Below are 13617 nucleotides of genomic sequence, written 5' to 3'. Positions count from 1 at the left end.
ACTCTCGTCCTCTGCTCGAACGAGACTCAGGCCGCGCGGACGGAGCCGCGCTCAGTGACTCTCGTCTTCGTACACCCACGCCGAGGTGTCGAGGTCGTAGTCGACGAGTTCGTCCTCGTCGAAGAACAGCGCGATTTCGCGCTCGTTCGCGCCCTCGTCCTCGTGGTCCGAGCCGTGGATGACGTTGTGGCCGAGGTCGAGCCCGTAGTCGCCCCGAATCGTGCCGGGAGCGGAGTCTGCGGGGTCGGTCTCGCCCATCATCTTGCGGACCTGCCGAGTGGCGTCCGCGCCCTCCCAGACCATCGCGAAGACGGGCCCGGAAGTGATGAACTCGACGAGGCCCTCGAAGAAGGGCTTGCCCTCGTGCTCACCGTAGTGCTCGTGGGCGAGCTCCTCGTCGATCTGCATGAACTTCGCGCCGACGAGCTTCAGCCCGCGGTCCTCGAACCGGGAGACGATGTCCCCGATGAGACCACGCTGGACGCCGTCGGGCTTCACCATCACGAACGTGCGCTCGTCGTGGTGGCTCATTCCTCGTCGTCCTCGTCCGCGTCAGCTTCGGCCTCGTCAGCCTCGTCAGCTTCCTCGGCGTCAGCATCTTCCTCTTCGGCGTCGGCCTCCTCGGCCTCCGCCTCGTCCTCTGCCTCGCTCTCCTCGTCAGCCTCGGCCTCCTCGGCTTCGGCGTCTTCGAGGTCGGGCGTGGCGGCCGGTTCCTCCTCCTCGGCCTCCTCGGCCTCGGGTTCCTCCTGCTGCTGCTTCGCGGCGCGAGCGGCGCCCTGGGCACGGGCCTGGGCGGTCCACTCGAGTTCGCGGGCCTCGCGACCGAGGTCCACGTTCTTCTCGCATTTCGCGGAGCAGAAGTGGTGGGTGCTGCCGTCGTTCAGCACGAGCATCGTGCCCGTCCCGGGCTCGATGTCCGCGCCACAGAAGTCACATTCTCGCGTTCGGGGCATTACTGACCTCCGATGGAGTCGGCTTCGCGTGCGGTCTCTCGGAGCTGGATGACGTCGCCGACGCGCACCGGGCCGAGACAGTTCCGCGTGATGATGCGGCCCTGGTTCTCGCCCTCCTGGATGCGGCACTTGACCTGCATGGCCTCACCGTGCATGCCGGTCTTGCCGACGACCTCGATGACCTCGGCGGACGTGGCGTCGTTCCCCTCCTCTTCAGCGGACATGGGTCTACTGGAGCTCCTCGATCTTCGAGGCGATGTCCTCGACGTCGTTCACTGCCTCGCCGGCGTCCGTGATGGCGGCGGCAGCGGAGCCGACGGAGAGGCCGGCGGCGTGGCCGACGTCGTCCTGGCTCTCGACGAAGATGTACGGGATGTCCTTCTCCGCGGCGAGCTCGGGAAGGTGCATGACGACCTCCTCCGGGCTGACGTCCTCCGCGATGACGACGAGCTCTGCGTTGCCTCGCTCGACCGCCTTCGTCGTCTCGTTCGTTCCTTTCTTTACCGTGCCGGTGTCCCGGGCAACCTCGAGCGCCTCGAGGGCGTCCTCTGCGAGGTCTGCGGGTACGTCGTAGTCTACGTACACACTCATTGATGTTCACCTCCGACACGCGGGCTCGCGCCCCCCCGCCTCCGAACCGCAGCGCGGTTCTCGCGGCACAGTTGCCCGTACCACGCAAGTCCTTGGCTAGGGGCATCACAACCCCGTGTCGGCTGTACTCTGTCGTAGAGAGGCGGGGCATAAAAGGGCTTTTGAACGCTCGTGCGGGTGTCACGCCGGCACACGGCCTACGAGGTCGCGGACAACTCCTCTGTTCCCAACAGATAAAACACGACGCCGCTGACAAGCAGCCCGAGGTCAGATGTCGGCGTACTCGGCCTCGGCGACCTGCACGAGCTGTTTGCCGACGTTCACACCCTCGAACAGTCCGAGGAACGCATCTGGGGCGTTCTCCAGCCCCTCGACGACGTTCTCTCGATATCCGAGGTCGCCCGACCCGACCCACTCACCGAGCTGGGAGATGGCCTCGGCCCACCGCTCGGGGGCGTAGTCGCGAACGAGCACGCCCTCGACCGTCCCACGGGTCGTGATGAGCTGACCCAGCTTTCGGGGTCCGACCGGCGTCTCGGTCGCGTTGTAGAGCGATATCTGCCCGCAGACGACCACGCGACAGCGAACGTTGAGCAGGGGCCACACGGCGTCCGTCACGTCGCCGCCGACGTTGTCGAAGTAGACGTCGACGCCGTCGGTTTCCGCCTGCAGCCGCGACCGAACGTCCTCGGTCTTGTAGTTGATGCCGGCGTCGAACCCGAGCTCGTCCTCCAGCCACTCGATCTTCTCGTCGGCGCCGGCGATGCCGACGACGTGACAGCCGGCGAGTTTGGCGACCTGCCCGACGACGCTCCCGACCGCGCCCGCAGCGGCGTTCACCACCACGGTCTCGCCCGGCGACGGGTCGCCCACGTCGAGCAGGCCGTAGTACGCCGTCACGCCGGGCATCCCGAGCACCCCGAGCGCCGTCGAGACGGGTGCGAGCGATGGGTTCACCCCTCGAAGCTCGTCACCGTCCGCGACGGCGTAGTCGGCCCACAGCAGTTCGCCGGTGACGACGTCCCCCTGGTCGAACGTCGGGTGCTCGCTGTCGACGACCTCACCCACCACACCGGCCTTCATCGGCTCGCCGACATCCCACGGCTCGGCGTAGGACTCCGCGTCGCGCATCCGGCCCCGCATGTAGGGGTCGACCGACTGATAGAGCGTCCGCACGAGCACCTCGCGCGCCCCGAGGTCGGGGAGTTCGACCGTCTCGAGTTCGAAGTTCTCCATCGTCGGTTCGCCGGTCGGTCGCGAGTCGAGAATCCACTGGCGTGACTCCATACCTCGGCCACAGGCGGGGCAGGTATGAGCCTTGGCCCCACGGCGACCGACAGCCCCTTTTCGCCTCCGGTCCTCGACGCGGGCATGCACGCGGTCGCCACCGCCCTCCGCGAGGAAGCCGCCGCCACGAACGAGCGGCGCGTGCTCGTCATCGCCGGCGAGCGGGCGGCGACCTACGACGCCTGTGAGGCCGCGCTCACCGACGTCCACGGCTCGGGTATCACCGTCGTCTCCGAGGCCGACCTCTTCCACGCCGAACACCTCTCACCCCGCCAGTCGAGCGAACTGCTCGGCCGGACCCGCGAGGCCGTCGTCCTCGACGCCCACGACGCCTTCCCGCCGAACGCGCTCGGCCGGGCCGTCGGGGCCGTCGACGGCGGCGGCCTGCTCGTCCTCCTGACCCCGCCGCTCGACGAGTGGCCGGACCGCCGCGACGACTTCGACGAGCGACTCGTCGTCCCACCGTTCGGGCTCGACGGCGTCACCGACCACTTCCGCCACCGGGTCGTCGACACGCTCCGAGTCCACCCGGGCATCGCCATCGTGAACGCGGATTCCGGCCACGTGGAGCGCGACGGCCTCACGGAGCCAGCACCCCGAATCCAGGCCCGAGCGCCAAGCGCACCAGACAACCACACGTTCCCACCCGAGGCGTACGCCGCCTGCCTAACCGGCGACCAGGTCGCGGCCGTGCAGGCACTCGAAGCGCTCCGCGAGCCCAACGCCGCCGTGGTCGTCGAAGCCGACCGTGGTCGTGGGAAATCCAGCGCCGCGGGGCTCGCCGCTGGGGCACTCGCGTCCGAGGGCGCGGACGTGCTCGTGACGGCCCCGGGCTACCGCAACGCGGCAGCCGTCTTCGAGCGTGCCGCCGAACTGCTGGACGCTCTCGGTGCGCTCGACGAGTGGGACGAGGACGCCCACGAGGTTCGGTCGAACGCGAGGGGCCGCGTCTGGTTCGAGCGACCTCCCGACGCCACCGACGCGACGGCCGACGCGCTCGTCGTCGACGAGGCCGCCGCACTCCCGGTGCGGCTGCTCGCGACCTACGCCGAGGGCGACCGTCCCGTCGCGTACACGACGACGGTCCACGGCTACGAGGGCGCCGGGCGGGGGTTCTCGGTCCGGTTCCGCGACCACCTCACAGAGAGCGACCGTGACGTCCACGAGATCTCGATGGTCGAACCCATCCGGTACGCACCGGACGACCCGGTCGAGACGTGGGTGTTCAGAGTCCTCATGCTCGATGCGACCCCGGCTGCCGACCAGCTCGTCGAGGACGTCGCGGTCGACGACGTCGACTACGCCGAACTCGCCTCCGAGACGCTCGCTGCAGACGAGCACCTCCTTCGGGAGGCGTTCGGCCTGCTCGTCGCCGCACACTACCGGACGGAACCCGATGACCTCGCTCGCCTGCTCGACGCACCGAACCTTGACGTGCGAGCCCTCCGCCACGACGGACACGTCGTCGCCGTGGCACTGCTCGCGTGGGAGGGGAACCTCCCGGCCGAGACCCGCGAGGCGATGTACGAGGGCGAACGCATCAGGGGGAACATGATCCCCGACGTGCTCACCTCGCAGCTCCGAGACCCCGACGCCGGCGCGCCACAGGGGCTCCGGGTCGTGCGCATCGCCACCCACCACGCCGTCCGCTCGCGGGGGCTCGGCTCGCGGCTCCTCCACGAGATACGCGCGGAGGTCACCGAGAGAGTGGACTACCTCTCCGTCGGGTTCGGCGCGACCCCCGACCTCCTGCGGTTCTGGGGGGACAACGGCTACCGGACGGTCCACCTCTCCACGACGCGAAACGCGACCTCCGGCGAGTACTCGGCGCTCATGGTCGACCCGCTCTCGGACGCGGGCGAGACCCTGCACGACCGCAGCGCCGACTGGTTGGTGCGACGCATCCGGAGCGTCCTCGCGGACCCGCTCGACGACTGCGACCCGGACGTCGTGGCGGGCACGCTCGCCGCGACAGACGCGACGGTCCCGCTCGACTGCACGGAGCGAGAGTGGCGGGTCGTCGCGGCCGCGGCGTTCGGCTCGGGACTGTACGACGCCGCGCCCCGCCCGTTCGGCGTGGTCGCACTCCGGGCGCTCGTCGACGGCCGCGTCGACCCCGGCACCCGCGCGGCACGGCTGCTGGTCCGCAAGCCGCTGCAGGCTCGCGAGTGGGACGCGGTCGCCGAGGAGCTGGGGTTCGTCTCACGTCGCGAGTGTATGCGGACGTTCGGGGACGTCCTCCAACCGCTCGTCCGCGAGTACGGCACCGACGCCGCGCTCGAGGAGGCAGCCCGCTATGACTGAGGTGCTCGGCCTCGCACTGGTGCCGCTCGTCACGCTCCTGTTGCTCGCCGCAGGAGTGATAGGCAGCATCCTCCCGGGGCTCCCCGGCGCGAGTCTCTCCATCGTCGGCGTGCTGTTCTACTGGTGGCAGTCCGGGTTCACACGGCCGAGCGCGCTGGTGCTCGTCGCGCTGGTGGGCCTCGGCGTCCTCGCGCTGCTGGCCGACTGGTTCGGTGGCGCGGCGGCCGCCAAAGCCGGCGGGGCGTCGACCACCACGACTGTCGTCGCGGCCGTGGTCGGATTGTTGCTCCTGTTCGTCGCCGGGCCGCTCGGCGTCGTCATCGGTATCGGCGGCACGGTGTTCGTGCTCGAATACCGCGAGAACGAGGACGTGGAGGCGAGCCTGCGGGCGACCGCGTACACGACCGTCGGAATGCTCGCCTCCGCGGTCGTGCAGGCGCTGTTGACCGGGACGATGCTCCTCGCGATGCTGGTCGTCATCCTGCTGTGAGGGCAACCCCTTTCTTCGACTCGCTCGAACCAGCACCCATGGAGTGTGCACGCGAGGGCTGCACGCGCGAGGCCGCGGTCCGGCTCCACATCCCGTGGGCCGAGAACGAGGACGTGTGCACCGCTCACGGCCGCGTTGCGGTCCAAAAAGAGGGTGTGGTTGCAGAGCCGCTCGACGTCGAGGACTGGTCTTAGGTCCAGACCGCCATCATCACCTCGTCGACGTAGTCGTCGCCGATGCGGTAGTGCTGTTCGCGGACCGCCTCGGTCTCCCAGCCGTGCCCCTCGAGGAAGCCGATGGCCCGCTCGTTGGTCGCGGGCACCGAGTTGTACAGCTTCTCGATGTCGTTCTCGGCGGCCCAGCGGGTCGCACGGTCGAGCAGTCGGTCGCCGATTCCCTTCCCCCGGTAGTTATCGACGACGCCGACGGTGAGTTCGGCGGTGTGTTCCAGCGCGCTCATCTCCGGGTTGTCGAGGTGGACCCAGCCGACCACTTTCCCGCCAGAGGTCGCCACGAACACGTTCCGCGACTTCACTTCGTTGTGCCGGAGGAGGACGTTCTCGTGTTCGATGGTCTCGGCGAAGTTCTCTCCGACGATGTACGTCTTGTCCGCGAGCGCCTCGTGCATCGCGTCGACCAGCCCCGCGAGGTCGTCCTCGTGGGCCTGTCGGATGGTCACGTCGATGCCGTCGCAGTTGTACGTCTCGATGTCGATGTCCTCGAACGCGATCTGGAGTGTGTCCTCGTGCCGGTCGACGACTCCGTCTCGCTTCAGGACGGTCACGTGCGCACCGAACGCCTCCGGTTCCATCCCGAGGGCCTTCCGGGCCTCCTCGTAGTCGACGGTCCCGAACCGCTCGATGTACTCGTAGATGTCTTTCCGGTCACGGTGCGAGAACTCCAGTTCGTCCGAGAACTTCATGAGACGTGGTAACACCACACAGCACTTAACAGTTTTTGCCGGGGGCAGTCCCTATCGCTCCGGCACGTTCGTCAACAGCTGAGCGACGTCGCCGATGTGGTGTGTTCGAATCAGCAGCTCTGCGGCCTCCCGAACGGTGAACTCCGGCTGGTAGTCGACGCCGTAGCAGGCCGTGTAGAGCCCGAGCCAGTCGTTCATCGCGCGTTCGAGCCGGTCGAACTCGCGGTGGCTGAACCGGACCTGTTCGTCCCCCGTCCGCGCGTGGATGTAGAGGGCGACCGCCTCGCCGAACCCCTCCCGAAGGTAGGCCATCGCGCGCTCGGGCTCCGGTGGGTCGCGTGGCGGCGTGAACGCCGTTCGGTCCTGCTCGGCCCGGCGAGCGAGCTCGTCGATTCGCTCGCCGTAGTCCACGCTACCCCTCCTTGTACTCGACACCTTTGCCACCGCGGGGATGTTCCCACTTCGTGTCCGCCACGACCGCACACGTGCCGCACTCCACACACGGCTGCGTGTCGAGGCTCACGACGCGCTCGGTGTGGCCGTTCGTGTTCACCTCCTCCTCACGGTAGCAGCCGCCACCGAAGCCACGTGCACTCACCGGACACGCGCTGACCGCCGCACCGCTCGCGGCCCACGAGTTGTCGAGCACCTCGATGTGGGGGTTGCCGACGTCCGTGTCGTAGGTGAGCTCGCCGATGCGGTCGGCCAGCGACGGCGGCTCGACCGAACTCACGCCGTCGACAGGCTCGCCGAGCTCCTCGGCGATGACCGTCGGGAGCGTCACGTACGGCGTCCGGGTGTCGGGAATCATCTCGGCGAGGAACGGCGAGCTGTAGAGCCGTTCGAGCTGGCCGCCGAGCAGGCGAATCCCGAACCGACCGACCGGCGATTCGAGGAGGCTGTCGGTGAGGTTCGTCACCGTCTCGCCCTCGCCGACCGCGCTCACTGCGCGGTAGCGATTCGGCCGGAGCTTGCCCATCGTTCCCGAGTCCTTGAGCTTCTGCTCGTACCGGTCGCCGGCGGAGTCCGTGTCGTTGCGGCGCTTCCCCTCGACGAACGCCTCGGCCGCGAGCGCGCCCGCGGTGACGGCGTGGTTCATCCCCTTGATGATGGGGCCCTGTGCCTGCATCTGGCCGGCCGCGTCGCCCACGAGCAGGAGGCGACCGCGGTGCGGCGACGGGTGCGCGACCTTCTTCGAGTCGGGTACCAGTTTCGCCGAGTACTCGCGTTCGCGGTACTCGTCACCGAGCCAGTCGGCCAAGAGCGGATGCGTCAGGAGCGCGTCGAGCAGTTCGTGTGGCTCGGCTTCCTCGGCGACGAGGCTGTCGAGGTGGAACACTGTCCCGATCGACAGCGAGTCCTCGTTCGTGTAGAGGAACCCACCACCGCGGACACCTTCGAACAGGTCGCCGGAGAACAGGTGGGCGACGCCCTCGCCGTCGCCGACGCCGAACCGGTCGTCGACGTCCGGGCAGTCGACGACGGCCTTCACGCCCTGGAACCACTCGTCGGGTTCGTCCCAGTCCATCAGCCCCGCGTCACGCGCGAGTTCGCTGTTGACGCCGTCGGCGGCGATGACCACGTCGGCCTCGATGGGGTCGAGTTCGTCGAGTTCGACGCCCACGATGCGGCCACCCTCCCGGAGGAGGCCGTTCACGCGCACGTCGGTGAGCAGGCCACCACCGGTCTCGCGGGTCCGCTCGTGGACCTGCTGGGCGAGCCACGAGTCCATTCTTCGGCGCAAGACGGCGTCGGACCACTCGGTGTCGTGTTCGTGCAGGTCGGTGATGTCGAACGACTTCACCTTGTTGCCCGCGATGTTGTGGATCTGGTACTCCGTGATGGGGCGCTCCGCAGCGTGGTCACGGAAGCCGGGGAACAGCCCGTCGATGGTGTACGGCGCGGACTCCTCGGCGTAGATGAGTCCGCCGGAGACGTTCTTCGCGCCGGCGTCGACACCCCGCTCGAGGACGAGCGTCTCGACGCCTGCATCTGCGAGTTTGGCGGCGGCCGCGGCCCCACCGGGACCACAGCCGACGACGACCGCCTCGTAGTGCTCGCGGTCAGTCATCGCTGGTCACCTCGCCACCGTCAGCGGCCGCGGGCAGTTTCAGTTCGCCCCCCTCCAGCGAGTCGATGAGTGCGGGTAGCACCTCGAACAGGTCGCCCTCGATGAAGTAGTCCGAGAAGTCCCGGATGTCGGCGTCGGGGTCGGTGTTGATGGCGACGATGGTGTCGGAGTTGTCCATCCCGACCTTGTGCTGGATGGCTCCCGAGACACCCGCGGCGATGTAGAGCGTCGGTTCGACCACCTGTCCGGTCTCACCGATCTGTCGCTCCTCCTTCGCGTACTGCTCGACGTGGCCGTCGAACTCGTACGAGGAGGTGACGATGCCACGGGTGATGCCGAGCGCGGCGTCCTCGAAGGCGTTCGTGAGTTCGAGGCCGAGTTCCATCCCCTTCGTCGGGTCCGCGCCGATGCCGCGGCCCATGCAGACGACGACGTCGTGACCGGTAAGGTCGACGCCGCCCTCGATGGTGTCGAACTCCGTCACCTCGACGCGGAACCAGTCGTCGTCGAGTTCCGCCTCGTGTTCGACGACTTCGCCCTGTCGCTCCGTGTCCGCTTCGGGAATCTCGAAGCTCCCCGGGATGACGGAGCCACCCTGTGGGTGGAACTCCCGGTCGGGGTTGTCGAGACAGAGGATGGTCGAGTACTCGAAGCCGGAGAAGTCCGGGCGCTTCATGTGCAGCACGCGCTCGAACTCGCGTTTGTCGCCCGCGGTGCCGACCTTCACGGGGTTCGAGATGATCGTGTTCTCGATGTAGAGTCCCGAGCAGTCGGAGGCGAGCCCCGAGTCGAGTTCGGCCTGTACCTGCGCGGAGAGGTCACGGCCGTTGTTCGTCGCGGGGAACAGCACGTACCGGGGTTCGTCGTACGCCTTCCAGTCGTAGTCGGCGCGCGCCATATCACAGAAGATCTCGGTGAACGGCTTGTGGCGGAACCGTTCGAGTTCGGCCCCCTCCTGATAGACGACGCGGTCTGCGCCGTAGCTGATACACTCCTCTGCGAGTCGCTCGACGTCGTCGCCGATGAGCACCGCGACCACGTCTTCCTCGTCGCCGTAGTCGTCGGCGTAGTCGTCCATCAGCTCGCGGGCCTTCCCGAGCATCTCGCGGGAGACGTCGATGAGTTCGCCCTGCTGGGTCTCGCAGTAGACCCACATGTCGGCGTAGGTGCCGTCTTCGAGTGCGCGGACGTGCTTCTTGTCCGAGGTGGGGTGGTCGAGGTCGGGGTGTCGCTCCTCCGGCGAGAGGCGCTCTTCCGCCTCGTCGCCCTCCTCCTCGTCGCTCCCCTCGACGGAGTCGATTCGCTGGTTGATGAGGCGCTTCGCCGCGTCACGGTTCTCGCCGGCCTCCTCCGCCTCCAGCAGGGCCTCGAGGTCCGCGACGTCGTCCATACCCTTCACCGCGTTCCCGATGTCGGCGAGCGACATCTCGGCCGGGTCGAGGTCGCCCTCCGGTTCGGGCTCGTCGTCGCCCGAGAACTTCTCGATGCGGCTCTCGATGAGAGTGATGGCGCCCTTGCGGTCCTCGCCCTCCTTCTCGGCTTCGAGAATCGCCTCGAGTTCTTCGACGTCCTCGATGTCCTTCAGGGCCGGGCCGAGCTCCGCGATGTCGTACTCGGATGGGTCGAGCGTCACGTTCAGTCACCCCCCGCGAACGCGGTCATCTCGTCGAACACTTCGGCCATCCCCTCGCTATCGTCGGGCGTGACCATCGTGGCCTCCCGCTCGGCAGGTGCCTTCGGGATGGGGTCAACGCTGGAGACGATCGTGGGCGAGCCGTCGAGCCCGATGTAGTCGGGGTCGAGGTTGAGGTCCACGTGGTCCCACACCGTCAGGTGGTCCTCGTAGTCCTCGGCGCGCTCGGCCGTCTCCGCGCGGAGGTCCTTGAGGGTGAGCCGGTCGTTCGCCTTCCGATAGGTGGGCTCGAACTCCGGGTCCGAGACGATGAACGCGGGCATCGGCGCTTCGACGGTCTCGATCTCCTCGATGTCGCCCTCGACGAGGCGCTTGGCGCGGACCATCCCCGCCTCCTCGTCGACGTCGAGCGCGATGACGTGGGTGATGATGGGCCAGTCCTGACACCAGCAGGCTTGCAGGCCGGTGTGGCCCGTCTCCCCGTCAGCGGTCTTGAACCCCGCGAACACGAGGTCCGGTGTCGTCTCCAGTTTCTCCAGCCCGGCCGAGAGCGTGATAGCGGTCGCCCAGGTGTCTGCCGCCGCCATCTCGCGGTCCGAGAGCAGATAGAGGTCGTCGGCGTACACCGACTCCATCGCCTCGCCGAGCACCTCCTTGTAGCCCGGCGGCCCCATGCTCATCACCGAGAGGGTCCCCCCGTTGCGCACCTTCGTCTGCAGCGCGGCGCGCAGCGCATGTTTGTCGTTCGGATTCATCACCGTCGGCGTCTTCCCGCGTTCGAGATGGCCGTCTTCGTCGAAGGACACCTGCCCTTCGCGGAAGTCCGGCACGCCCTTGGTCAGAGTTACCGTGTGCATGGATGTCACGTCTCGTGGGAGGATGTTGCCGACAACTCTTAGCTTTTGTTGCGCCGACGGCCGTCTCGGCGGTCGAAAAGCGGCAAGAAACGAGTGAGCTGGTGCTACCTGACTGCTGGTGCGGGCAAAGCGTGCAGTCGGTGGTAGCGAACGGCGACCGTGCCGACTTACTTCCGGCCCGCGCGGCCGGGGTCGACGTCGATGGCGTCCACGGGGCAGACGTCGACACAGAGCATGCAGTCGATACACTGGCCCTCGTGGACCGGGTCGGCCTTCAGTTCGCTCTCGGGGTGGCCGGGCGTGTCGACCCACTCGAACACGTCAACCGGACAGTCCTCGAGACAGGCCCCGTCCGCGAGACAGATGTCGAAGTCGACGGCGACATGCGTTCCGTGGATGCCGAGCGTCTCCGGTTCGTCTACAGGACCCCAAACGTCGTGTCCATCGTGCTGCTCGACGACTTCACGGTTCTCCTCGAACTGCGGGTCGATAGCCATGTGTGAGGCAGTCTCTACCAGAATACTTAAAATTAGGCACGAACGCAGGGCCGCCGGCCGACGGGCCCGCGCGTTACGGGTGGGTGAAGTAGCAGACCGTCTCCCGGTCGGCCTGCTCGTCGATGCGCGCGAAGCCGACGCGCTCGAACTGCAACAGGTCGCCCTCCTCGTACTCCGTGATACCGGGCTCGGTGAAACACGGCACGTCGCCGTCCATCGTCCGCAGGCGCACCGACTTCGAGCCCTCGACGGGCACCCAGTGAATCACCGGCACGCCCTCCTCGCGGACGAGCGAGATGTCCTCGTCGGTGAAGACGAGCGTGTCACCCTCGCGGCCAACCGGGCCGAATCCCTTCAGCCAGACCCGCTCTCCCACGTCGGGCGCATCCTCGGCCTCGATGAGGACGGCATCGCCCACGGGAATCTCGCGCTTGCCGCGCTCCTCGTGGTCGGGGTGTTTCGGGGGGTGTGCGACGCTCGGCCCACCCGAGAGCGGGAAACGGACGCCCTCCCGGACACAGAACGCGCGGTCCGTCTCGTCGTCGACGAGGTCACGGTTGTTCGCGTAGATGGTAGACATCGCGAGGTCGACGTTCGAGGTGGAGGCACCGAGGCCCACCATCGCGTCGACGATGGCTTCGCCACGGATGCCGCGGCGACGGACGGACTTGATGGTCGGCGCGCGCGGGTCGTCCCAGCCGTCGAGTTTGCCCTCGTCGATGAGCTCCTTGATGGTCGAGGTGGACATCTTCACGTCGTACGCGTCGATCTGGACGTGGCCCCAGTGCATCACCTCGGGGTACTCCCAGTCGAAGTAGTCGTAGACGAACTGCTGGCGCTTCGCCGAGTCCTGCAGGTCGATGCCGCGGATGATGTGCGTGACGCCCAGCAGGTGGTCGTCGACGCCGGACTGGAAGTCGAGCATCGGCCAGCAGCGATAGTGTTCCGCCGCCTCGCGCGGGTGCGGCGTGTCGACCATTCTGAAGGCGACCCAGTCACGCAGCGCGGGGTTCTTGTGCTCGATGTCGGTCTTCACCCGGAGGACCATCTCACCCGAGGAGTAGTCGCCGTCGACCATGGCCTCGAACTCCTCGGCGACCGTCTCGGGGTCCTTGTCGCGGTGAGGACATGCCTCCCCGCTGTTCTTCAGCTCGGAGAACGCCTCGCCCGAACACGAACAGGTGTAGGCGCCACCCAGCTCGATGAGCTCGCGAGCGTGCTCGTAGTAGATGTCGACGCGGTCGCTGGCCTTGTGGACCTCGTCGGGCTCGAAGCCGAGGTAGTCGATGTCGTCGAGGATGGAGTCGTAGGCGTCGAGGTCCGGGCGCTTCGTCTCGGGGTCGGTGTCGTCGAACCGGACGATGAAGGAGCCGTCGTACCGCTCCTGATACGTGCCGATGACCGACGGCATCCGGGCGTGCCCGAGGTGCCACGGACCGTTGGGGTTCGGCGCGGCGCGCATCCGCACCTCGTCGTAGTCGTCGACGTTCGGGAGGTCCGGGAGGGGATGCGCCTCCTCGTCGTCCTCGGCATTCAGCTCCTCGACGGCCTCGGGGTCGAGTTCGGCGAGGCGCTCGCGCTTCTCGTCGGCGGAGAGCCCGTTGACGCGCTCGATGACCGGCGCGATGATACCGGGGATCTCGTCGCCGTGCGGACGGAACTCGGGGTTCTCGCCCATCATCGGCCCCATGATGGCCCCGACCTGTGCGTCGCTGTCGTGTTTGAGCGCGTTGAACAGCGCCGCGGTCTCGGCGGCGTGCTCGACCCGCTCGCGGAGGTCGTCGTCCATTACCGGCTCATCCTCGCCCGGGGGCGAAAAGCCCGTGGATTCGGGGCCGGGGCGATATGTGCAGCCACCTGCAGGTATCAATACACCTTTATCTCGGGCCATATCACGGTCGAACGGAACGACACCGCACTCGGTTCGTCCCGGACCGAGGTGCCCTCGACCGGCAACCGTGGCTCGTCGTTCCGTGGTTGCCCCCGTGACCGGAGACCAGCAGTCACGGTTC

General features: G+C 67.8%; 15 protein-coding genes. 3 read left to right on the top strand and 12 right to left on the bottom strand.

All coding sequences use genetic code 11. The annotated features are described in order from the left end of the window. Nucleotides 1-51: 51 nt before the first annotated feature. The 5 genes from ndk to NL126_RS15730 all read right to left on the bottom strand — a co-directional run bounded on the left by ndk (nt 52) and on the right by NL126_RS15730 (nt 2831). Nucleotides 52-531, bottom strand: a complete 480-nt coding sequence (gene ndk / locus NL126_RS15750; protein ID WP_255195835.1) for a nucleoside-diphosphate kinase — start codon at nt 529-531, stop codon at nt 52-54. After that, nucleotides 528-953: a 50S ribosomal protein L24e gene (locus tag NL126_RS15745; protein ID WP_255195834.1), complete on the bottom strand. Its 426-nt coding sequence runs from the start codon at nt 951-953 to the stop codon at nt 528-530. Before NL126_RS15745 ends, ndk begins: the two co-directional genes overlap by 4 nt. Then, nucleotides 953-1177, bottom strand: coding sequence for a 30S ribosomal protein S28e (locus NL126_RS15740; RefSeq protein ID WP_255195833.1), 225 nt, complete (start codon nt 1175-1177; stop codon nt 953-955). The genes NL126_RS15745 and NL126_RS15740 overlap by 1 nt, the downstream gene beginning before the upstream one ends. Nucleotides 1178-1181: 4 nt before the next feature. Continuing rightward, complete coding sequence (rpl7ae, locus tag NL126_RS15735; protein ID WP_255195832.1) at nt 1182-1544, bottom strand: 50S ribosomal protein L7Ae; 363 nt, start codon at nt 1542-1544, stop codon at nt 1182-1184. A 267-nt stretch (nt 1545-1811) separates the two neighbouring features. Further along, nucleotides 1812-2831, bottom strand: coding sequence for an NADP-dependent oxidoreductase (locus NL126_RS15730; protein ID WP_255195831.1), 1020 nt, complete (start codon nt 2829-2831; stop codon nt 1812-1814). Nucleotides 2832-2855: 24 nt separating this feature from the next. Between NL126_RS15730 and tmcA the strand changes: the two genes are divergently transcribed. The 3 genes from tmcA to NL126_RS15715 are packed head-to-tail and all read left to right on the top strand — an operon-like array spanning nt 2856 to nt 5819. Continuing rightward, nucleotides 2856-5135: a tRNA(Met) cytidine acetyltransferase TmcA gene (tmcA, locus tag NL126_RS15725; RefSeq protein WP_350355460.1), complete on the top strand. Its 2280-nt coding sequence runs from the start codon at nt 2856-2858 to the stop codon at nt 5133-5135. After that, nucleotides 5128-5625 carry a DUF456 family protein gene (locus tag NL126_RS15720; RefSeq protein WP_255195830.1) on the top strand — a complete coding sequence of 166 codons (498 nt, stop codon included), beginning with the start codon at nt 5128-5130 and terminating at the stop codon, nt 5623-5625. The genes tmcA and NL126_RS15720 overlap by 8 nt, the downstream gene beginning before the upstream one ends. Nucleotides 5626-5663: 38 nt before the next feature. After that, a complete protein-coding gene (locus NL126_RS15715) occupies nt 5664-5819 on the top strand; it encodes a DUF8014 family protein (RefSeq protein WP_255195829.1) in 156 nt (51 codons plus the stop codon). Here NL126_RS15715 and NL126_RS15710 read toward each other — a convergent pair. From NL126_RS15710 to NL126_RS15680, 7 genes are all read right to left on the bottom strand, one after another. Then, nucleotides 5816-6547 carry a GNAT family N-acetyltransferase gene (locus tag NL126_RS15710; RefSeq protein WP_255195828.1) on the bottom strand — a complete coding sequence of 244 codons (732 nt, stop codon included), beginning with the start codon at nt 6545-6547 and terminating at the stop codon, nt 5816-5818. The genes NL126_RS15715 and NL126_RS15710 overlap by 4 nt on opposite strands. A 51-nt stretch (nt 6548-6598) precedes the next feature. Further along, nucleotides 6599-6958 (bottom strand): DUF8055 family protein, encoded by a 360-nt coding sequence (locus NL126_RS15705; RefSeq protein WP_255195827.1) that lies wholly within the window; start codon nt 6956-6958, stop codon nt 6599-6601. Between the two features lies 1 nt (nt 6959). Beyond that, on the bottom strand, nt 6960-8618 hold the full coding sequence (locus tag NL126_RS15700; protein ID WP_255195826.1) for an FAD-dependent monooxygenase: 1659 nt from the start codon (nt 8616-8618) through the stop codon (nt 6960-6962). Continuing rightward, nucleotides 8611-10251 (bottom strand): electron transfer flavoprotein subunit alpha/FixB family protein, encoded by a 1641-nt coding sequence (locus tag NL126_RS15695; RefSeq protein WP_350355459.1) that lies wholly within the window; start codon nt 10249-10251, stop codon nt 8611-8613. The genes NL126_RS15700 and NL126_RS15695 overlap by 8 nt, the downstream gene beginning before the upstream one ends. Before the next feature lie 2 nt (nt 10252-10253). Continuing rightward, nucleotides 10254-11108, bottom strand: a complete 855-nt coding sequence (locus tag NL126_RS15690; protein WP_255195825.1) for an electron transfer flavoprotein subunit beta/FixA family protein — start codon at nt 11106-11108, stop codon at nt 10254-10256. A gap of 167 nt (nt 11109-11275) precedes the next feature. Beyond that, complete coding sequence (locus NL126_RS15685; protein ID WP_255195824.1) at nt 11276-11605, bottom strand: 4Fe-4S dicluster domain-containing protein; 330 nt, start codon at nt 11603-11605, stop codon at nt 11276-11278. Nucleotides 11606-11678: 73 nt separating this feature from the next. Then, on the bottom strand, nt 11679-13394 hold the full coding sequence (locus tag NL126_RS15680) for a glutamate--tRNA ligase (protein ID WP_255195822.1): 1716 nt from the start codon (nt 13392-13394) through the stop codon (nt 11679-11681). Nucleotides 13395-13617: the final 223 nt, after the last annotated feature.

The organism is Halorarius litoreus (genome assembly GCF_024362405.1).
Lineage (GTDB): Archaea > Halobacteriota > Halobacteria > Halobacteriales > Haloarculaceae > Halorarius > Halorarius litoreus.
The sequence above is the reverse complement of the archived record's forward strand: the minus strand, read 5'-3'. Positions and strand labels throughout refer to the sequence as shown.

Coding starts and splice junctions, on each gene's coding strand:
- NL126_RS15745 (WP_255195834.1), bottom strand. CDS start 953: ATGCCCCGAACGCGAGAATGTGACTTCTGTGGCGCGGACATCGAGCCC.
- NL126_RS15680 (WP_255195822.1), bottom strand. CDS start 13,394: ATGGACGACGACCTCCGCGAGCGGGTCGAGCACGCCGCCGAGACCGCG.
- NL126_RS15710 (WP_255195828.1), bottom strand. CDS start 6,547: ATGAAGTTCTCGGACGAACTGGAGTTCTCGCACCGTGACCGGAAAGAC.
- NL126_RS15740 (WP_255195833.1), bottom strand. CDS start 1,177: ATGTCCGCTGAAGAGGAGGGGAACGACGCCACGTCCGCCGAGGTCATC.
- ndk (WP_255195835.1), bottom strand. CDS start 531: ATGAGCCACCACGACGAGCGCACGTTCGTGATGGTGAAGCCCGACGGC.
- NL126_RS15720 (WP_255195830.1), top strand. CDS start 5,128: ATGACTGAGGTGCTCGGCCTCGCACTGGTGCCGCTCGTCACGCTCCTG.
- NL126_RS15730 (WP_255195831.1), bottom strand. CDS start 2,831: ATGGAGTCACGCCAGTGGATTCTCGACTCGCGACCGACCGGCGAACCG.
- NL126_RS15700 (WP_255195826.1), bottom strand. CDS start 8,618: ATGACTGACCGCGAGCACTACGAGGCGGTCGTCGTCGGCTGTGGTCCC.
- rpl7ae (WP_255195832.1), bottom strand. CDS start 1,544: ATGAGTGTGTACGTAGACTACGACGTACCCGCAGACCTCGCAGAGGAC.
- NL126_RS15715 (WP_255195829.1), top strand. CDS start 5,664: ATGGAGTGTGCACGCGAGGGCTGCACGCGCGAGGCCGCGGTCCGGCTC.
- NL126_RS15685 (WP_255195824.1), bottom strand. CDS start 11,605: ATGGCTATCGACCCGCAGTTCGAGGAGAACCGTGAAGTCGTCGAGCAG.
- tmcA (WP_350355460.1), top strand. CDS start 2,856: ATGAGCCTTGGCCCCACGGCGACCGACAGCCCCTTTTCGCCTCCGGTC.
- NL126_RS15690 (WP_255195825.1), bottom strand. CDS start 11,108: ATGCACACGGTAACTCTGACCAAGGGCGTGCCGGACTTCCGCGAAGGG.